This is a genomic window from Kribbella sp. NPDC051718, from assembly GCF_040681515.1.
Classification (GTDB): domain Bacteria; phylum Actinomycetota; class Actinomycetes; order Propionibacteriales; family Kribbellaceae; genus Kribbella.
The window spans coordinates 381,852-401,715 of record NZ_JBFAYZ010000008.1 but is presented as its reverse complement, the minus strand read 5'-3'; the positions used below and the strand labels follow the sequence as shown (position 1 = coordinate 401,715).

The following is a 19,864-nucleotide window of genomic DNA, read 5'->3' as shown; positions in this document are numbered from 1 at the left end:
AACGGCATGGCGGCCTGCAGGACCGGCCCCATCGCCAGGTGGGCCTCGATCGGCGCCGGGAACGGGTTGCCACCGGTGATCTGGGCGATGATCGCGGCGTGCCGGGACTCGACGCCCGCGATGGAGGCCGCAGCGCCGAGCAGCTCGGGGTTCTTCACCAGCGGTACCTGCCCGTGGTAGGCCTTCACGCCGAGTTCCTCGAAGACGCCCGCGGTCTTCAGGAACGACGCGCGGTTGGCGAAAGTACCGGCCGGGAACTTCACCTTCGGCTGGGCGACCGGTTTGCCGCCGAGCTGCACGATCGTGGAGCGGACCACTGCGACGTGATCGGCCTCGTGCTGCTGGATCGGGTCGACCAGTTCCAGCTCGCGGCCCTTCAGCAGCTTGGCCTTCAGCCCCGCGGTGTAGAACGCGGACTCCAAATATTCCAGCGTCAGCGCGTAGTTGAGGATGTCCAGATCGCTCGCGTTCGCATCGTTCTTGGCGAAACCACGGTCGGCCTGGCCGAACGCGACCGGGTCACCCGCACGTGTCGCCACATAGGTGACTCCGACACCGATCAGCGCGGCGTTGCGCAGGAAGGCGCGACGGCCGTGCTCGTCGGCGAACTCGAGGACCGGACGGCCCCCGAAGATTGCTTTGATACCCATGACTCTCCTTGAGTTGACACTCAGGCAGCGCGCGCCTGGACGACGATGCGCTGGAAATGAGCGGTGATGGGATTGCAGGCGAACAGGGTGATCACCCGATCGCCTCGCCCGGTGGGCTGCCGCAGGACGAACTTCACGTACTCGGCCTGCGGCACGATCGTGGTCTTGAAGACCTTGTACGTCGTACTTCTGGCCCCGACGGTGACCTTGATCGGATCACCGGGCCGAAGCCGGTCCAGGTAGAGGAACGGCTTCTCGTTCGTACTGCGATGGCCGCTGATCACACTGTTGCCGGGCCCACCCGGCAACGGCGTACCGGGCCAGTGCCCGACGCCATGGACGAGAGCGGCCTCGTCGACCCCGTTGTTCAGCGGCTGATCCACAGCCAGCTTGGGAATCGCGAGCCGGCCGAGCCGCAACTGCTCGCCAGGCTTGGCCTTGATCGCCTCGATCGGTACGCCGGCCGCCGGATTGCCCTCGCCCGGAGCGAACTGCGACTCGACCGGCTTGCCTTCACGAATCTGGTCCAGCATCCGATTCACCAACGCGTCTGGCTCGTTGGCAGGTGCCGAAGCCTTGGCAGACGGAGTACTCGCAGCTCCCGTGGGACTGCTAGTGGCGACTTCCTTGCTGTCGGGGCCGAAGACAACGACTCCCACTGCGATCAGTGCCACGAAGCCGGTACTAGCCGCCAGCCATCGATAGACAGGTTTCCAGGCCTTCATGCTGCCGACCATCTCCCTCACGAGGTGGACCATCGGCAAGGACTTCGGAGGCAGGCGGTCTGCGGATAGGTGACGCGGCAGTTGTCGACCTCTCGATGGCGGAGACACCACGCCGATCTGACCCTGCCCGGGCGGGCAGCCTCTTGACCGAGAGGGTGAGGTTGGTCAGACTATCCGAACTGTTAGCGTTAACAATCCTGGTGAGGTTGCGATGCAGATCAGTATTCGCTCGTCCTTGGTGGTCGCCTTGGCGGCCTTTGCGATGCTTGGTGGGCAACTTGTGCCGGCGACGGCAGTCGCCGAGGGCACGTTGGCCGACCAGGCGAAGGTGGCCGCGCCGTACGCCGGTTATGTGTTCAGCTATTTCACCGGCAACTCGATCGCCGGGGAGAAGATCTACTTCGCCGCCAGCCGTGGCAACACGGCGCTCAAGTGGGACGAACTCAACAACGGCCAGCCCGTGATCGAGTCCACCAAGGGCACTCTCGGTCTGCGGGATCCGTTCCTGATCCGCTCGCCCGAGGGCGACCGGTTCTTCCTGATCGCGACCGATCTGTCCATCGGCCGCAACGGTGACTGGGATGCCGCGCAGCGTCAGGGCAGCCGCTATCTGGAGGTCTGGGAATCCACCGACCTGGTGACCTGGTCGGAGCAGCGCCATGTCCTGGTATCGCCCGAGACGGCCGGCAATACCTGGGCACCCGAGGCCTACTGGGACGACGAGCTTCAGTCGTACGTCGTGTTCTGGGCGTCGAAGCTGTACGCCGCCGACGATCCGGGACACACCGGTTCGACGTACAACCGGATGCTCTATGCAACGACTCAGGACTTCCGGACCTTCAGCGCGCCGGCCATCTGGCAGGACCGGGGCGAGTCCCGGATCGACTCGACGGTGATCAAGGAGAACGGCGCGTACTACCGCTTCACCAAGGACGAGGGTGGCGGCGGCACCGGCTGCTCGGACATCATCCAGGAGAAGTCCGCGTCGCTGACCGCGGTCGATCTGCCCGGCAAACCGGCGTGGGCGATGCAGGACTCCTGCATCGGCCGGGACGCCGGTACGTCGGCAGTCGAAGGACCGACCGTCTTCAAGTCGAACCCGGGCGACACGTCCGGCTCCAAGTACAACCTCTTCGTCGACGAGTACGGCGGCCGCGGCTACATCCCGCTCGGCACGAACGACCTCGAGGCGCCGAACTGGCAGGTGCCGGCGACGTACTCGCTGCCGGCCAGCCCCCGCCACGGCACGGTGCTCCCGGTGACCCAGGCCGAGCTCGACCGGCTGCGCAACGGTCTGGTGCTTCCACCCCCGGTGAAGGCGGATGCGGACGGGCTGGTCGCGCACTACCCGTTGAACCAGACCAGCGGCGGTACGGCGACCGACGTCACCGGTCACGGGTACGACGGTGTCGTCGCCGGCGACGCGACCTGGGCCGACGGCGCTCTCACCCTCGGCGGCACCAACGGTCACGTGAAGCTGCCCGACAACCTGATGACCGGGCTCGACGCGATCACCGTCTCGGCCGACGTCTGGATCGACACCGGCCAGGCAACGCCGTACTTCATCTGGGGACTCGGCAACACCGCGAGCGACATCGGCAACGGCTACCTGTTCACCACCGGCGACGCCTATCGAACGTCGATTGCCACCGGCAACTGGTCGACAGAGCAGACGGCAACGTCGGGCAGCGCCGTACCCCGTGGTGTCTGGAAGGCGCTCACCTACACCCTGACACCCGACGGCATCGCCACGATCTACCTCGACGGGGTCCAGGTCGGGCGGAAGACCGGCGTCACGATCGATCCTGGAGATATCGGTGGCGGTCGTACCACGGCCAACTACATCGGGCGTTCGACGTACACGTCGGACAAGTACCTCAAAGGCAAGGTGCGCGATTTCAGACTCTACAACCGGGCCCTGTCGGCCACCGAGGTCAGCGACCAGGACGCCGACCCACGATCGGTCATCGGCGTCGAGCTGGCGAGTCTGAAGGTGCCGGCGATCATCGACGACGCCTCCTCGACCGTCACCCTGCCGGTTGCCCCCGGCACCGACCTGAAGAAGCTGGCGCCGGTCCTGAAGGTCGTCTCCAGCTCGAAGGTCTCGCCGGCCGGGCGGGTCAACCTCTCGAGGCCCAGGACCTACACCGTGACTGCTCAGGACGGAACCCAACGGATGTGGACGGTCAAGGCCGTCGAGATGCGGTCACCCGTACTGCCGGGGTACAACGCCGATCCGAACATCGCTCGGTTCGGCGACACCTACTACCTCTACGTGACGACCGACGGAACCGCCGGCTGGGGCGGCAAGGACTTCTACGTCTGGAAGTCGAAGAACCTGGTGGACTGGCAGCGATCGGCCAAGCCCTTCCTGACCCTCGACGGCGCGAACGGCACCGTGCCATGGGCGAGCGGCAACGCCTGGGCGCCGACCATCATCGAACGCGCCGGCAAGTACTACTTCTACTTCTCCGGACACAACCCGGCCTACAACCGCAAGACGATCGGCGTCGCGGTGGCGAACAGCCCTGAGGGCCCGTTCACCGCGCAGCCGACAGCGATGATCCTCAACAACGAGGCGGTCACGTCCGGTCAGGCGATCGATCCGGCCGCGTTCCGCGATCCCGTGACCGGGCGGTACTACCTGTTCTGGGGCAACGGTTCGCCGGTGTATGCCGAGCTGAGCGACGACATGCTGGCCATCAAGCAGGAGACACTGAAGCCGATCAGCGGGCTGACGAGTTTCCGCGAGGGGTCCTTCGTCAACTATCGCAAGGGGACGTACTACCTGACGTACTCGATCGACGACACCGGTTCGCCCGACTACCGGGTGGGTTACGCGACGGCGAGCAGCGTCGACGGACCGTGGACCTACCGCGGCGTCATCCTCGAGAAGGATCCGGCGCAGGGCATTCTGGCGACCGGCCATCAGTCGATCATCCAGGTGCCGGGCACGGACGACTGGTACATCGCGTACCACCGCTTCGGTATGCCCGGTGGCGACGGCACCCATCGCGAGACCACGATCGACCGCCTGTACTTCGCCGCCGACGGCACGATCGCGAAGGTCAAGCCGACCCTGACCAGCGTCCCCCCACTCCGGAACCACCCCCGCCACTGAACCGGGGAGGGGTTCCGGGTCGGTGCGGATGTGTACGAATGTGATCGCTGTCTGGTGGCCTGCCGGGGCACGCGAGAGCATTGCCGGATGACCGTTGCCCAGCGCTGGCGCGCACTGGATCCGGCCATCCGGAGGGCGGCTCTCGACTCGGCACGGGATCGTGCCGGTGTCCCGGACCTCGAGCATCGCGGGGTCTGGGAATCGCGTCCTGCGTCGGTAGCCGTGCTGGAGCGCGCCGCGGCGGATCGTTCCAGGCCGTGGCCCCGGTTGCTGCTGTCGGACTTCGCCCGGTACTGGCGTGACGGCGTGCGTACGGCGTACGAAGGCCCGGCGGGGGAGTTGCGGCAGCGAACCAGTACGGCGGTGCTCGCGGCCGTCCTGACGGGAGACCAGCAGGCTGTCGACGAAGCCGCCGACGGACTGTTGCTGCTGTGTGAGCAGACGACCTGGTGCTGGGCAGCTCACGAGTCGTTCGCGACGGCGCGGGGGGAGGTCGTAGCGGATCCCGGTACGCCGTACCTCGATCTGGGCGCCGCCGAGACTGTGGAGATCCTCGCGTGGGCCGACCTCGTGCTCGGCCCGGCACTGGATGCGCGGGTGCCGGGTCTTCGCCGACGCCTGCGGAAGGAGGCCGAGCGGCGGGTACTGCGGCCATTCGTCGAGGACCGTCGCTGGCACTGGCTCGGACTCGACGGTCACCTGCACAACTGGAACCCGTGGATCCACGGCCACGTACTGGTCGCCGCGCTGTTCCTGGAGACCGATCCGGTACGCCGTACGCAGGTGGTCGATCTCGTTGTCGACGGCCTCGACCGCTATCTCCGGGCGCTCCCTGCCGATGGTGGGTGCGATGAGGGCTACGCGTACTGGTGGAACGGACCGGCGCGACTGGCCAGCGCGCTGGAGCTCCTCGACCGGATCACCCTCGGCGCCTTCGATCCCTGGCAGTGCACGCCACTGGAGGAACTCGCCCGGTATCCCCAGCGGATGACGCTGGGCGACGGCTGGTTCGTGAATGTCGGTGACGGATCGGCCAGGCCGGCACCTGACCAGCCGTGGGACGTGTTGCACCGCTGGGGTCGCCGGATCGGTGACGAGGGCGTCATGGCCCAGGCAGCTGCGCACCGTGAGGAGCTGGGGTTCTTGGCCGGTCTGGGACGAGCGTTGGTCGCACTTGCCGACGACGACTGGTGGCAGGCGACTGCCATGCCACTGCCGTTGCCTCGATCGAGTTGGCTGCCCGAGGTGCAGTTGCTGGTAGCCCGGCAGGACGGCGGCTCCACCGCGGGCTGGGCGCTGGCCGTGAAGGGCGGGCACAACGACGAGAACCACAATCACAACGATGTCGGCTCGTTCATCGCCGCACTCGATGCGACGCCGGTGCTGGTGGATCTGGGGCAGCCGACGTACACGGCGATCTCGTTCTCCGGTCGCCGGTACGAGCAGTGGGTGGTCCGCAGCGAGTGGCACAACGTCCCCGTCGTCAACGGTCTGGAACAGGATGCGGGTCGGCAATGGCGGGCGACGGATTTCGCCGTACACAGTGCCGGCGACACCGAGCGCGCCGAGCTCGATCTGTCGGACGCCTATCCCAGCGGGAACCTGCGACGGACGGCGACCTTGGACCGGATCGGTCAGGCCGTTCGCGTCGTCGACACCTGGGCGGAGGGGACCGAGATCGCCGAACACTTCGTGATCGCCGGACAACCTGTTGCTCACGAGCCAGGCCGCCTGGTGGTCGAGACCCTTGGCGGCAGCGTCGCGGAACTGCGATGGGATGCCGACCTCGGCACCGGCCGGCTGGAGACGCGAGCCGTCGACGACGAACTACTCCAGCGGGTCTGGGGCCCGGCCGTCCATCGCCTGATCCTTGCGGTGGGCAACGATCGTTTCGAACTCACTCTGACCCGAGGACCTCGTCGATGAACGACACCCGCTTCACCGGCCTGACCCGCGACTCCTGGGCGGCGGTCGCCGACCACCTGCTGCTCTCACTGCGTGGCTGGGCTTCGCCCGAGCACGCCCGGATCGACCTGCCTGGACGACAGAGCGCGTACGGGCCCGACAGCGACTCCCTGGAGGCCTTCGCCCGGTCTTTCCTGCTGGCGGCGATCCGGCTGAAGGGTGAGGACGGCAAGGACCCGCACGATCTCGCCGGGTGGTACGCCGAGGGTCTGCGGGCCGGTACCGATCCGATGTCGCCGCACGCCTGGCCGCGCCCGGACCAGCTCGGGCAGGCCAAGGTCGAAGCCTGCTCGATCGCTCTGGGCCTGCAGCTGAGCAGGCAGTGGTTGTGGGACCGGCTCGACGACCGTGATCGCGACCAGATCGTCGCCTGGCTGGCGACCGTGGTCGGCGAGAAGTATCCACCGATCAACTGGGTCTGGTTCCAGATCGTCGTGGAGACGTTCCTCGAGTCGGTCGGCGGACCGTGGTCCCGCGACGACATCGACAGCGGCCTCGCGGTGCACGAGTCGTTGTATCGCGGACACGGCTGGTACGCCGACGGTCCGGAGCGTGCGTTCGACCACTACAACGGCTGGGCCTTGCATGTCTATCCGTTGCTGTGGGCATCGATGGACACCGGGTTGTGCGATCCCGCGCTGGTGACCGAATGGCGCGAGCGGCTGACTGCCTTCCTGGATTCGGCGGTCCACCTGGTCGGCGGCAACGGCGCACCGCTGATCCAGGGCCGCAGCCTGACCTACCGGTTCGCCGCGGCCGCGCCGTTCTGGATCGGTGCGATCACCGGGGCCACCGATCTCGCCCCTGGCCTGCTGCGCCGGACGACGTCCGGAATGCTCAAGTACTTCCTCGACCAGGGTGTCCCCGATCGGCGAGGTCTGCTCACCCTCGGCTGGCACGGCGAATGGCCGGCGATCGCCCAGTCGTACTCCGGCCCGGGATCGCCGTACTGGGCAGTGAAAGGCATGCTCGGCTTGATGCTGCCGGCAAGTCATCCGGTCTGGACCGCGGCCGAGGAGCCCTTGCCTGTCGAGCGTTCCGACTTCACCCGCGAACTCGCGGAGCCTGGCTGGCTGATCAGCGGTACCCGATCCGACGGGATCGTACGGGTCGTCAACCACGGTACCGACCACTCGGTCCCGGGCGACGAACGCGCCGACTCGCCGTTGTACGCCAGGCTGGCGTACTCGACCCACACGATGCCACCACTGAGTACGCCGTACTGGGCACAACCGCTCGAGAACGCTGTCAGCATCGTGCACCCCGAGCTCGGCCGGTCGCACCGCAACGGCTTCACGACGGTCGGTACGAACGCCTCGATCGCGGCGATGCACTGGGTGCGGACGACCGATGACGCCGGACCGGAGCACGGCTCGGGCCGCGGCGGAGCGGTCGTCGCGGGACCGACGGTCGCGATGGTGTCCTCGCTGCGCGGAAGCCACGAGGTGCGGGCCGCACGCATCGATCCGGATGCCGTCGTCGAGCCAGGCCGGCTGCTCGAGATGTCCGGATGGCCGCTGACATCCGACAGCCCGCCGTCCGCCGTGCTCGATGCGCGGGCCGCGGTCCGGGCCGCTGAGTTGCTGTCCTCCATCGAGGGCCGCGTCGGCTTCGACGTGGTCGACATTCGCCGATCCGACGAGTCCGAGGCGCTGGGCAACCACACCGCGATTCCGCTCGTGCGTGCGGCCGTCGTACCGGGTCAGGTCTTCGTTGCCGTCGTCTCCCTGTCCGGCGGTCACCCCGAGCCTGTTCCGGACCTTGCGGTGGACGGTAGCGGGGTTCGGGTCACCTGGTCGGACGGCACCGACGAGATCTTGTCGTTCGGCTGGTGCGGCATCGATGAATCGCGGATGACCAGCTCGGGCACGATCAGCACGCGTTGCGGCGGGCGGCGGCGGCCTTCGGTCAGCCGGGCGACCATCTGCTCGACCGCGGTCCGGCCGACCATGGACTTCGGCGGCCGGATCGCGGTCAGGGCCGGCTCGGCCAGGTGGGCGATCTCGTCGTCGTAGGCAACGATCGCCAGTTGGTCCGGGATCGCGATGCCCTGCTCGGCGCAGTACTGGGCGACTGCCATCGCGTCGGGGTCGGAGTGCACGACGAGGGCTGTCGTGCCCGCGGTCCGGCAGCGGTCGAGTACCTGAGCGATGATGTCGCGATGCCGAGGCTGGTCCATGTTCACGGACTCGCGAATCACCAGGCCGGCTGGGATCGCGAGATCGGCACACACGAGGTCCCAGCCGGCCGCCAGATGGGCCGAGGTCGGACTTCCTTTCGACAGCAGTAAAGCCAGGTTGCGGTGGCCCTGGGCATGCAGGTGCCGGACGGCCAGCTCGACACCCAGGGCGTGATCACTGCGGACCCATTCGACCTGGTACTTGGTCGGTGTCCAGCGCGGCGGCTGTCGCTCGACCAGGATCACCGGTACCGGGAGCCGGGCAATCCAGTCGATCATCTCGTCGACAGGGGCTCCCTCGAGGTTCGGCGCCAGCAACAGGCCCTGGACCTGCTGGGCCTCGATCAGCCGGGTGATCTGCCGGCGGTCCTCGGCCCAGTCGTAGCTCGATCCACGCAACTGGATCGCCACTCCCAGTGCGGCGGCGGTCGTCCGCGCCCCGGAGACGATCGGCGGCCAGTAGTAGTCGAGGGAAGGCACCACCATTCCGATGGTGAACCGGGGCGCGGCCGGTCCCCGGCGCCGGGCCGGTGCCGCCAATTCGGTGGGCAGCGTCGCGCCGCCGTGCACCTTGGTGAGCAGGTTCTGCGCGGCGAGAGTGGCGATGTCCCGGCGGACGGTCAGCTCGCTGACGCCGAGCAGGACGGCGAGGTCCTTGACCCGGACAGCCCCTTCCCGGCGGAGTTCCTCCAGCACACGTTCGTGCCGCTGCAGGCCGAACAGCCGGTCGTCCGGCACTCGCCTCACCTCCGGTATCGAATCTGATCGTTTGCGATCGAATACGGACGAACCGTAGATGATCTGAACGTTGCCGACATCTCATGTTCACATGACCGCAACGGTAACCGCTTACCGCAGTGAGGCACTGCTGGTGATGAGCCGCGAGGCGTTCGAGGCTCACTTCGACCGGCCCCGGCTCGATCGGCTTCGCTCGCTGGTGGCGCTGCCCGATCCGATCTGGACCGACGAACTCGACTCCGCGCAGGCCCGGGCCCGGCTCGCGACGGCCGACCTGATCGTGACCTCCTGGGGCGTGCCCCGGCTGACGGCCGACCGGTTGGCCGCGGCCGCGCGGCTCAAAGCCGTCTTTCACGCGGCGGGAAGCGTCCGGTCGCTGGCCGACGACGTGCTCTGGGCGCGCGACATCGTCGTCACCAGCGGGGCCGACGCCAACGCGATCCCGGTCGCCGAGTACACGCTGGCCGCGATCATCTTCGCGGGGAAGAAGGCGCCGTTCCTGGCCGCCGACGCCGCGACGGCGTATCGGGGATGGGGTCCGGTGCAGGGTTTCGGCGACCTGTCGAACTTCCGCCGCACGATCGGTGTGGTCGGCTTCTCCCGGATCGGCCGCCGGGTGGTGGACCTGCTCCGGACGCTCGACGGACCGTCCGTGCTGGTCGCCGATCCGCATGCTGACCCGGCCGAGGTGGAAGCGGCCGGCGCCCGGCTGGTCGGACTCGACGAACTGCTGCCCCGGGTCGATGTGCTGTCACTGCACGCGCCGGCCCTGCCGAGCACCTACCAGATGATCGGCGCGAGAGAACTCGCCCGGCTGCCCGACCGCGCCACCGTGATCAACACAGCGCGCGGCAGCCTGATCGACTCGGCCGCCCTCGCCGCCGAGTGCTCGGCCGGGCGATTGTTCGCGATCCTCGACGTCACCGATCCCGAACCACTGCCGGCCGACTCTCCGTTGCGTTCGGCCGGCGGCAACGTGATGGTCACCCCGCACATCGCCGGCTCGCTCGGCACCGAGATCCATCGGCTCACCGATCACACGCTGGCCGAACTCACCCGCTGGCTGGCCGGTGAACCACTCCACACCCGGATCACCGCCGACGCCTTTCCGCTCACCGCCTGACCGCCACCCGCGCAGTACGAAGTACAAGGAGAACGCCCGTGAAGCGACACCTCGTCACCATCCTGGCCGGTGCGGCCGCGCTGGCCCTGCTGGCCGGCTGCGGAGGCAGTTCGAACGGTCCGGCCGCCGACGGGCCGCAGACCATCAAGGTCGCGCTCTGGAACTACGCCACCACGCCGGAGTTCAAGGCGATCATCGACGGCTTCCAGCAGGCCAACCCGCAGATCAAGGTCGAGCCGGTCGACATCCTGGCCGACGACTACGCCGAGAAGGTCACCACGATGCTGGCCGGTGGCGACTCGACCGACGTACTGACGATGAAGAACGTCATCGACTACGCCCGGTTCGGCACCCGCGGGCAGTTGCTGCCGTTGACCGACCAGGCCAAGGCGTTGGACCCGGCGAAGTACTCGGGCCTGAAGTCCTACGAACTCGACGGCAAGTACTTCGCCCTGCCGTATCGCCAGGACTTCTGGGTGCTCTACTACAACAAGACGCTGCTCGAGCAGGCCGGCGCGCCGGAGTCCAAGCTGCAGAACCTGACCTGGGCCGACTACGCCACGCTGGCCAAAAGCCTGACCAAGGGCGACGGTCCGGCCAAGGTGTACGGCGCATATCAGCACACCTGGCGCTCGGTGGTCGAGGCCACCGCGGCGGCGCAGACCGGCGGTGACCTGCTCGGTGGCGACTACGGCTTCCTCAAGGACCAGTACACGATGACGCTGGGTCTGCAGAGGGACGGCGCACTGTTGCCGTGGGCAACCGCCAGGAGCCAGAAGGTCACCTACAACACGATGTTCTCCACCGGCAAGGCCGCACTGATGCCGATGGGCACCTGGTACGCCTCGACGCTGCTGGCCGACACGAAGTCGGGCAAGACCAAGGTGGAGTGGGGGATGGCGCCGCTGCCGCAGCGAACGGCGGACGGAAAGGTGACCACCTTCGGGTCGCCGACCGCGTTCGCGGTGAACAAGAACTCCAAGCACGCCGACGCGGCGAAGAAGTTCGTCGAATGGGCGTCCAGCGAAGCCGGCGCCACCGCAGTCGCCAAAGCGGGCGTCACGCCGTCGCTGCAGAGCCAGCAGATCCTCGACACGTACTTCGCGCTGCCGGGCGTGCCCGGCGACCCGGTGGCGAAGAAGGCCTTCAAGCCCGACAACGTGGTGCTCGAGATGCCGGTCGGCGACAAGTCCTCCGACGTCGACCAGATTCTGACCGAGGAACACGAGCTGATCATGACCGGGCAGAAGTCGCTCGACGACGGCCTGGCCGAGATGGCCAAGCGGGTCAAGAACGAGGTCCGCTGACCGATGACAGCCACCGTGTCCGCACCGCGGCAGGTCCGGCCCCCTGTGCCCGCGCCGCGGCCGGTCCGGCGTCGCAGCCGGGCCTGGGTCGGCTGGAGCTTCATCCTGCCGAACTTCATCGGCTTCGCCGCGCTCACGCTGGTGCCGGTGATCGCCTCGCTCGCGTTGTCCTTCCTCGACTGGGACTCCTACAGCACCCCTGAATGGGTCGGCCTGGACAACTTCGAGCGGATGATCCACAACGACACCTTCTGGACGGCGCTGAAGAACACCGCGTACTACGCCGTCGGGCACGTGCCACTGACGCTCGCCGCCTCACTCGGTTTCGCGGTACTGCTGAACCAGAAGCTGAAGGGAGCGCGGTTCTTCCGGACCGCGCTGTTCTTCCCGTACATCACCTCGCTGGTCGCGGTCGCCGTGGTCTGGAACATGTTGCTCAGCCCGGAGTCGGGCCCGGTCAACCAGTTCCTGCGGGCCATCGGCATCGACCACCCGCCCGGCTGGACCACGTCGACCACGTGGGCGATGCCAGCGGTGATCGTGGCCAGCGTGTGGCGCGACCTCGGCTACTACATGATCCTTTACCTGGCTGGTCTGCAGACGATCCCGGCAGAGCTGTACGAGGCCGCGCAGGTGGACGGGGCGAGCGGCTGGCAGCGGTTCCGGCACATCACCCTTCCGGGGCTGCGGCCGACCACCTTCTTCGTGCTGATCATGCTGACCATCTCCAGCTTCAAGGTGTTCGACCTCATCCAGGTGATGACCGAGGGCGGTCCGGGGCGCGCGACGCTGGTGCTGTCGCAGGTGATCTACCGCGAGGGCATCGTGCAGGGCCGGTTCGGCTACTCCTCGGCGGTGTCGATGGTGCTGTTCGTCATCGTGCTGACGATCACCGTGGTCCAGTTCCGGCTGCAGCGAAGGAGCGAGCGATGAGCCGGGTACGCCGTACGTCGGCGTACCTGCTGCTGGGACTGCTCTCGGTGGCGGTGCTGGTGCCGTTCGCCTGGATGGTCTCGTCGTCGCTGAAGGCCGACGCGGACGTCTTCAGCGTGCCGGTCCGATGGATCCCGGCCGAGTTCCACTGGGGCAACTTCAGTGCGATCTGGGGCCGGATCCCGCTGCTCACGTACCTGCGCAACTCGGTGTTCCTCAGCACCACGATCACCGCCTTGCAGGTGCTGACGGGCAGCTTCGCGGCGTACGGGTTCGCCAAGGTGCGGTTCCCCGGCCGGGACGCGTTGTTCCTCGCCTACATCGCGACGATCGCGGTGCCGTGGCAGGCGTACATGGTGCCGCAGTACGTGATCATGCAGAAGGCCGGCCTGGTGAACACGCACCTGTCGCTGATCCTGCTGCAGGCGTTCAGCGCCTTCGGGGTGTTCCTGATGCGGCAGTACTACCTGACCATCCCCGACGAACTCAGCGAGGCGGCCCGGCTGGACGGACTGAGCGAGTACGGCATCTGGGCCCGGATCATCCTGCCGTTGTCGAAGCCCGCGCTGGCCAGTCTCGCGTTGCTCACCTTCGTCAACACCTGGAACGACTACATGGGGCCGTTCATCTACCTGACCGACAACAAGCTGTGGACGATCCAGCTGGGACTGCGCTCGTTCGTCGGCCTGTACGACGCGGAGTACGCGATGATCATGACCGGCTCGGTACTGTCCGTGCTGCCGATCCTGGTGATCTTCCTGCTCGGCCAGAAGTACTTCGTGCAGGGCATCGCGACCAGCGGGATGAAGTGATGGCCTCGCCGCTGTCGCGGGTGAACGTCCGGGCGGACGCCTGGGACCTGCTCTGGTCCTTCGCCCATCGGGTCCTGGCGGTCAACTTCGTGCTGGCCGTCGCTGGGACGCCGCTGATGCTTGCCCTCGGCACCGTTGCCACGCCGTGGCGATACCCGCTCTTCTTCGGTCTGCTCGCCCTCCCGCTCGGCCCGGCAGCGGCCGCCGCTTTCGGATACCTGGCCATCGATGATGCCCGTCCTCCGTTGAGAGCCTTGATCCGATTGGTGCGGGCCACCGGTCGTCGCTCGCTCGTCGTCGCCTCGCTCACGGCAGGCCTGGCAGGAGTGCTGCTGGCCGACCTCAAGGCGCTGGCCGGTGCACTTCCGGTCGTTGCACCCCTGCTGGTGGTGCTTCTCCTGCTGGTACTCAACGCAGGCCTCGCGGGCTTGGTGCTGGCCGGCACCGAGCCGGCGCTGGACCTGCGAGCGCTGCTGCGGCTCGCTGTCTACACAAGCGTCCGCGGCTGGCCGCTCAGCCTGCTCTCGCTCGGTGTCCTGCTGGCCGTACTGATCATCGTCAGCCAGGTGCCGGTAGCGGGCCTGGCCACCGTCCCAGGGTGTGCCTTGTGGGTGGTGCACACGAATACCAACGCCCAGCTCGCTCGAATCCGGAATCCGTCCGCCCGATGAGGAGAATCCGATGAAGCTGCTCAGACCAGTGCGAATCCTTGCCGTCCTGGGCGCCGCGCTCACCCTGCTGGCTCCGGCCACGGTCGCGGCCCAGGCCGGACACATCGAGAGGTACACGTCGTTCCGCCCAGGTGCTCGATGGCTCGACAACAACGGGCAGGTGATCCAGGCCCATGGTGGACAGATCGTCGCCTCGACCGATGGTGGCGGGAAGCGAGTCTGGTACTGGTATGGCGAGGACCGCAGCAACGGGTACTACGACAGCCCCGGCGTGCACGTGTACTCGTCGTACGACCTCTACAACTGGAAGGACCGCGGGCTCGCCTTGCGGGCGATGAGCTCGCCCGGCCAGTTCGAGAGCGATCCGTACTTCGCCAAGGTCTACAAGCACTACAGCCCGGCGCAGAAGGAGGTCGTCTGGCGCGACCTGTCGGCCAACAGTGTGCGCGCGGACGGCTGGGCGCGACCGTCGATCCTCGAGCGGCCGAAGGTGATCTACAACAAGGCCACCCGCAAGTGGGTGATGTGGGTGCACTCCGACGGGCCCTCGTCACCGGCCAGTACGTCGACGTACGCGCGGGCCGAAGCCGGTGTGGCGATCGCGGACTCGCCGATGGGACCGTTCCGCTGGATCGACTCGTACCGGCTGAACCACGTGCCGGGCGATTCCGTGCCCTGGTGCGGCAGCGGGTCCTCGTTCGACCCGGCCGGCGGGATGGCGCGGGACATGAACCTGTTCGTGGACGACGACGGCTCGGCGTACGTCATCTACTCCTCCGAGGAGAACCGGTCGATGTACATCTCCAAGCTCGACCGGGACTACACCTATCTGTCCGCACGGCCCGAGAACGCCATACAGGGCAAGGACTTCGTCCGCACGCTGGCCTGCAACCAGCGGGAGGCGCCGGCGATGTTCAAGTCCGAGGGCCGGTACTACCTGCTCACGTCGGGCGCGACCGGCTGGGATCCGAACCCGGCCAGGTATGCGACCTCGGACAACGTCCTCGGTCAGTTCACCGACCAGGGCAGCCCGATCAGCGGACCGGGCGCGGCGACCACCTTCGGCTCGCAGAGCACCAACGTGATCCCGTACGACCAGAAGGACAACAAGTTCATCTTCATGGCCGACCGCTGGACGCCGAGCGACCTCGCGCACGCGCCGTACGTCTGGATGCCGATGTCCCTGGGTGAGAGCGGCAGCCTGTCGATCGGCCCCGACCAGGACTGGACCCTGGACGGCTTGGCGCCGTACCAGCGGTGGAGTGTCGAGACCCAACTGCCGGACCACACCTGGCTCGGCGACACGAGCGCCCTGCCGGCCGAGGTGACGGTGAAGACGGGCACGCGGTCGACGCAGGTAGCCGTGACCTGGGATGCGACCAGCGTCGCGCGGCCAGGACCGGCCAACCTCCGTGGGACGCTGGCGGACGGACGGACCTTCACCCGGTCGATCGTGGTGATGCCGCGTGAGCTGCGGTACGCGGTCAACGCAGGCGGCGTGGCCACCGCGGACTGGCAGATCCTGGCGAAGAACGCCTCATTGCTGAACTCGAGCGCGGAACGGGTGCTGGGCACCGATCCCGTCACCGGGACCAGCTGGGGTTACACGGGCGCGAGTGCACCATCCGGTACTGCGAACGGCGACCTCTACAGCACCTTGCGGTACGCGAAGAACCACGAGCCGCTGACCTACACCTTCGGGGGCCTGGAACCGGGGACGTACACCGTGCACGCCGGCTACTTCGATCCCTGGCCGTGGGCCAACCGGGCGGCGCAGGTGACCGTCAACGGTGCCGTCGTCGACCAGCAACGCCTGTTCACCGGCACCAACGAGGCAGCGACGTACGACGGCGTCACGGTCGGCGCCGATGGCAAGATCTCCGTCACGATCGCGCCGACCAGGTCGCCCGACATCCAGGTCAGCTGGCTGATGGTCGCCCGTACCGGCTAACGCGGGCGGCTCGCCGTACGGAAGGCTCCTGGGGTGGTGCCGGTGCGGTGCGAGAAGAACTTGGAGAAGTTGGCGGCGTCCTCGAAGCCGAGCCGGTCGGCGATCTCGACGATCGGCACGGTTTCGTGGATCAGCCGGCGTTTGGCTTCGAGGACGACCCGGCGGTCGATCAGCTCCTTGGCCGTCGTTCCCGCGTGGATCCGGGCCAGGCGGTTGAGGGTGCGCTCGGAGTAGCCGAGCCGCCGGGCGTAGCCGGCCACGGTGCGTTCACTCTGGAACGACTCCTCGATCTCTTCCTCGAACCAGCTGAAGACCTCGTTGCGAGGCCGGGTCGGGCCACCGCCGGCCGGGCTGCTGCCTGCCAGCACGAGAAGGGTCGCCAGTACCGCGTGCGTGAGCGCCTGGTCCCGTGCGTCGGGCTCGAGCTCCGGCGCCTCCCGCAGTCGCCGGTCGATCTCGGCTGTCGTGCTGAACGATTCCCAGAGCACGCTACCGGGCAATGCAGCGCCTGGCCAGTGATTGAGATGGCTGGTGCCGAGTCGCCGGAACAGGTGCGCGGTCGCCTCGTCGTACAGGTCGGGCGGGAGCATCAGAACCGGTCCGTCGATGGCCGAGATGTTTCCCCACTGCTGCACCTGCCCGGCGTGGATCCAGAAGACGTCGCCCGGGCCGAGCGGGTAGCTGGTGAAGTCGACCTCGTGGACGGCGTGACCTGAGCGGATCTGCAGGATCAGGTCGAATCCCAGTCTTTGCGGGGCCTGGAACTCGCCCGGCCCGGCCCGGCGCAGCAGCGTGGCCAGGTCGGCGATCTCGGCCCCCGCCGAGTGCCCGGCCGGCGGCGCGTAATCGACCTTCCGGATCGTGGATGTCCGATTTTCACCATAAACTGACGCACTCACACAAGGGATCCTACGGCGCTGAGTCCTAATATCACAGTAACGACTCATCCATCGAAGGAACCAGAACAATGTCCGAACTGAACTACACCGTCCTCGACTTCGCGGACTCCTCGCTGAACAAGACTTCTGTCCTCGTCACCGGCGAGAACGACGCGATCGTCGTCGACGCCGCCTTCACCCGCGCGGACGGCCACCGCATCGTCGCCGCGGTACTGGACGCGGGCAAGACCCTGCGCACGGTCGTCGTGACCGGCGGCGACCCGGACTTCTACTTCGGCGCCGAAGTCATCGCCGACGCGTTCCCCGAGGCGGCCTTCGTCGCTCCGGCCGACGTGATCGAACACATCACCGCGGCCTACGAAGGCAAGCTCAAAGCCTGGGCACACCTGGGCGCCAACCTGCCGACCCGGCTGATCGAGCTCACCGCGTTCACCGGCGGAGTCGAACTCGACGGCCGGACGCTGGAGTTGCGGCACGCGGGCGACAGCCTCGGCGATCGCGGCTGGTACCTCTTCGAACCGCAGCAGCGGGCCCTGCTCGGCGGGATCCTGCTCTTCGACGGACTCCACGTCTGGACCGCCGACAGCCCGACGACGGCCGATCGTGCGGCGTGGCTGACCGCCCTCGACACCCTCGAGGCGCTTCAGCCCAGCTTCGTGGCCGCCGGGCACCGTACAGCGGGTGCGCCGACCGACCTGTCGGCGATCCACCACACCCGCGCCTACCTCACCCTCTTCGAGGAGACCGTCGCCGCGGCGGTCGACGCCGCCCAGGCCAAGGAGAAACTGCTCGCGGCCTACCCCGACGCCGGCCTGGTCATCGCCGCTGACCTCGGCACCAAGGTCGCCAAGGGAGAACTGCAATGGGGCTGATCGACGCAGCAGGAACCGCTCCGGCCGACGTCCTACGCCGCCAGTACCTCGCCTCCGCCGCCGGTGACCTGGAAGCACTCCGCGCCACCCTCGCCCCTGATGTCGAGTGGACGGAGATGGCAGGCTTCCCCCTCGCCGGCACCTACCGGACCCCGCTCGGCGTCACCACCAACGTGATGGAGCAACTCGGCAAGGAATGGGAGAACTGGGTCGCTCACGACGACACCTACGTCGTCGACGGTGAGAACGTCGTGGTCCTGGCGCGCTACACCGCGAACAACCTGGCGACCGGCAAGACCCTGAATGCCCGGGTGGCTCATCACTTCGTGGTCAGGGCCGGTCTGATCGTCCGGTTCGAGCAGTTCACCGATACGGCTCTGGTGCTCCAGGCAAGTAGTTGAGCGACTAAAGGCCGAGGGCGAGCCGGTGGTAGGCCTGGTTCCAGCGGATCTCCTTGTGGAACTGGCGGATCTCGGTCGAGGCGTCGATGGTGAGGAGTTCGGTCCGGAGCATGGTGGCCAGGTCGTGGAGTTCGTCGGAGCCGACGGCAGCCGACAGCACGGTGTGGTGCGGGGCGCCCGCGGTCAGCCACGATTCCGCCGACGTACGGAAGTCCGGGCGGGGTTTCCAGACCGCTCGGGCGACCGGTAGTCGGGGGAGCGGCTGGTCGGGGGCGACGACGTCGATCTCGTTCGCGACCAGCCGGAACCGGTCGCCGAGATCGGCGAGTCCGACCACCACGGCCGGTCCGGGCGCGGCGTCGAAGACCATCCGGACCGGATCCTCGCGGTTGCCGATGCCGAGTGGGTGGATCTCCACCGTCGGGGTGCCGGCCGCGATGGTGGGGCAGACCTCGAGCATGTGGGCGCCGAGGATCAGCTCCTCGCCCGGTACCAGGTGGTACGTGTAGTCCTCCATGAAGGAGGTGCCTCCTGGACGGCCCGCGCCGATGACCTTGAGGGTCCGCAGCAGTACCGAGGTCTTCCAGTCGCCCTCGCCGCCGAAGCCGTAGCCGTCGGCCATCAGCCGCTGGACGGCCAGGCCCGGCAGCTGACGCAGTCCACCGAGGTCTTCGAAGTTGGTGGTGAAGGCGGTGAAGCCGCCGGCTTCGAGAAAGGCCCGCAGGCCGGCCTCCAGCCTGGCGGCGTAGCGCAGCGAGTCGTGCCGGTCGCCGCCGGCGCGCAGTTCGGGCGCGATCCGGTACGTGTCGTCGTACTCCTTGACGAGACTGTCGACGTCGCCGTCCGGTACCGCGTCCACGGCGGTGACGAGGTCGTTGACCGCGTAGGTGTTGACCGAGACACCGAACCGGCGCTGGGCCTCCACCTTGTCGCCTTCGGTCACCGCGACGTCGCGCATGTTGTCGCCGAAGCGCGCGAGCTTCATCGAGCGCAAGGCCGACAGGCCGGCCGCGGCGCGGGCCCAGGCGCCGATCCGGGCGGTGACGGACGGATCGCTGACATGGCCGGCGACGGTGGTCCGCGGGATGCCGAGCCGGGTCTGGATGTAACCGAACTCGCGGTCGCCGTGCGCGGCCTGGTTCAGGTTCATGAAGTCCATGTCCAGCTCGGCCCAGGGGAGCGCGACGTTCGCCTGGGTGTGCAGGTGCAGCAGCGGCAGCTGGAGCGCCTCCAGGCCGCCGATCCACATCTTGGCCGGCGAGAACGTGTGCATCCAGGCGATCACGCCGATGCAGTCGTCGCTGGCGTTCGCCTTCAGGAAGGTGTGCCGGATGGCGTCGGCATCGGTGACGACCGGGTACCAGACCACCTCGGCCTGGAGCTCGGCCGAGTCGTTCAGGGCCGCGACGAGCTGCTGGGACTGGACGGCGACCTGGTTGAGGGTTTCGAGCCCGTAGAGGCCTTGGCTTCCGGTGAGGAACCAGATCCGGGGCCGTTGAGTGGTTTGCATGATGGGC

General features: G+C 67.7%; 15 protein-coding genes and 1 pseudogene. 11 read left to right on the top strand and 5 right to left on the bottom strand.

Going from position 1 to position 19,864, the window contains the following annotated elements; all coding sequences use genetic code 11:
* Together AB0M15_RS29710 and AB0M15_RS29705 are read right to left on the bottom strand one after the other, a co-directional pair.
* The coding region (locus AB0M15_RS29710; protein ID WP_363824869.1) for a ferritin-like domain-containing protein at positions 1-650 on the bottom strand (650 nt) is incomplete at its 3' end.
* A gap of 20 nt (positions 651-670) precedes the next feature.
* Positions 671-1,387, bottom strand: coding sequence for a class E sortase (locus tag AB0M15_RS29705; protein WP_363824887.1), 717 nt, complete (start codon positions 1,385-1,387; stop codon positions 671-673).
* 199 nt (positions 1,388-1,586) lie between these two features.
* On the opposite strand from AB0M15_RS29705, the gene AB0M15_RS29700 reads away from it, so the two are divergent.
* The 3 genes and pseudogenes from AB0M15_RS29700 to AB0M15_RS29690 form a co-directional block, all read left to right on the top strand.
* On the top strand, positions 1,587-4,496 hold the full coding sequence (locus AB0M15_RS29700) for a family 43 glycosylhydrolase (protein ID WP_363824867.1): 2,910 nt from the start codon (positions 1,587-1,589) through the stop codon (positions 4,494-4,496).
* Between the two features lie 87 nt (positions 4,497-4,583).
* Complete coding sequence (locus AB0M15_RS29695) at positions 4,584-6,422, top strand: heparinase II/III family protein (RefSeq protein ID WP_363824865.1); 1,839 nt, start codon at positions 4,584-4,586, stop codon at positions 6,420-6,422.
* Positions 6,419-7,474 (top strand): annotated as a pseudogene (locus AB0M15_RS29690) (DUF2264 domain-containing protein); the annotation flags it as partial. The gene AB0M15_RS29695 and the pseudogene AB0M15_RS29690, both read left to right, overlap by 4 nt.
* 725 nt (positions 7,475-8,199) lie before the next feature.
* Here AB0M15_RS29690 and AB0M15_RS29685 read toward each other — a convergent pair.
* Positions 8,200-9,387: a substrate-binding domain-containing protein gene (locus tag AB0M15_RS29685; protein ID WP_363824863.1), complete on the bottom strand. Its 1,188-nt coding sequence runs from the start codon at positions 9,385-9,387 to the stop codon at positions 8,200-8,202.
* A gap of 82 nt (positions 9,388-9,469) precedes the next feature.
* On the opposite strand from AB0M15_RS29685, the gene AB0M15_RS29680 reads away from it, so the two are divergent.
* The 6 genes from AB0M15_RS29680 to AB0M15_RS29655 are packed head-to-tail and all read left to right on the top strand — an operon-like array spanning position 9,470 to position 16,175.
* Positions 9,470-10,501, top strand: a complete 1,032-nt coding sequence (locus AB0M15_RS29680; RefSeq protein ID WP_363824861.1) for a hydroxyacid dehydrogenase — start codon at positions 9,470-9,472, stop codon at positions 10,499-10,501.
* A gap of 38 nt (positions 10,502-10,539) precedes the next feature.
* Positions 10,540-11,808 (top strand): sugar ABC transporter substrate-binding protein, encoded by a 1,269-nt coding sequence (locus AB0M15_RS29675; RefSeq protein WP_363824859.1) that lies wholly within the window; start codon positions 10,540-10,542, stop codon positions 11,806-11,808.
* Between the two features lie 3 nt (positions 11,809-11,811).
* The gene (locus tag AB0M15_RS29670) at positions 11,812-12,741 is read left to right on the top strand and encodes a sugar ABC transporter permease (protein ID WP_363824857.1); all 930 of its coding nucleotides are present in this window, start codon (positions 11,812-11,814) and stop codon (positions 12,739-12,741) included.
* Positions 12,738-13,553 (top strand): carbohydrate ABC transporter permease, encoded by an 816-nt coding sequence (locus tag AB0M15_RS29665; protein WP_363824855.1) that lies wholly within the window; start codon positions 12,738-12,740, stop codon positions 13,551-13,553. Before AB0M15_RS29670 ends, AB0M15_RS29665 begins: the two co-directional genes overlap by 4 nt.
* Positions 13,553-14,224: a hypothetical protein gene (locus AB0M15_RS29660; protein ID WP_363824853.1), complete on the top strand. Its 672-nt coding sequence runs from the start codon at positions 13,553-13,555 to the stop codon at positions 14,222-14,224. Before AB0M15_RS29665 ends, AB0M15_RS29660 begins: the two co-directional genes overlap by 1 nt.
* Before the next feature lie 10 nt (positions 14,225-14,234).
* The gene (locus AB0M15_RS29655) at positions 14,235-16,175 is read left to right on the top strand and encodes a glycoside hydrolase family 43 protein (protein ID WP_363824851.1); all 1,941 of its coding nucleotides are present in this window, start codon (positions 14,235-14,237) and stop codon (positions 16,173-16,175) included.
* Here AB0M15_RS29655 and AB0M15_RS29650 read toward each other — a convergent pair.
* Positions 16,172-17,074 carry a helix-turn-helix domain-containing protein gene (locus AB0M15_RS29650; RefSeq protein WP_363824849.1) on the bottom strand — a complete coding sequence of 301 codons (903 nt, stop codon included), beginning with the start codon at positions 17,072-17,074 and terminating at the stop codon, positions 16,172-16,174. The genes AB0M15_RS29655 and AB0M15_RS29650 overlap by 4 nt on opposite strands.
* A gap of 68 nt (positions 17,075-17,142) precedes the next feature.
* On the opposite strand from AB0M15_RS29650, the gene AB0M15_RS29645 reads away from it, so the two are divergent.
* Together AB0M15_RS29645 and AB0M15_RS29640 are read left to right on the top strand one after the other, a co-directional pair.
* Positions 17,143-17,946 (top strand): MBL fold metallo-hydrolase, encoded by an 804-nt coding sequence (locus AB0M15_RS29645; RefSeq protein WP_363824847.1) that lies wholly within the window; start codon positions 17,143-17,145, stop codon positions 17,944-17,946.
* On the top strand, positions 17,937-18,347 hold the full coding sequence (locus AB0M15_RS29640) for a nuclear transport factor 2 family protein (protein ID WP_363824845.1): 411 nt from the start codon (positions 17,937-17,939) through the stop codon (positions 18,345-18,347). The genes AB0M15_RS29645 and AB0M15_RS29640 overlap by 10 nt, the downstream gene beginning before the upstream one ends.
* Before the next feature lie 4 nt (positions 18,348-18,351).
* Here the strand turns inward: AB0M15_RS29640 and araA are convergent, their stop codons facing one another.
* Positions 18,352-19,857, bottom strand: a complete 1,506-nt coding sequence (gene araA, locus AB0M15_RS29635; protein WP_363824843.1) for an L-arabinose isomerase — start codon at positions 19,855-19,857, stop codon at positions 18,352-18,354.
* Positions 19,858-19,864: the final 7 nt, after the last annotated feature.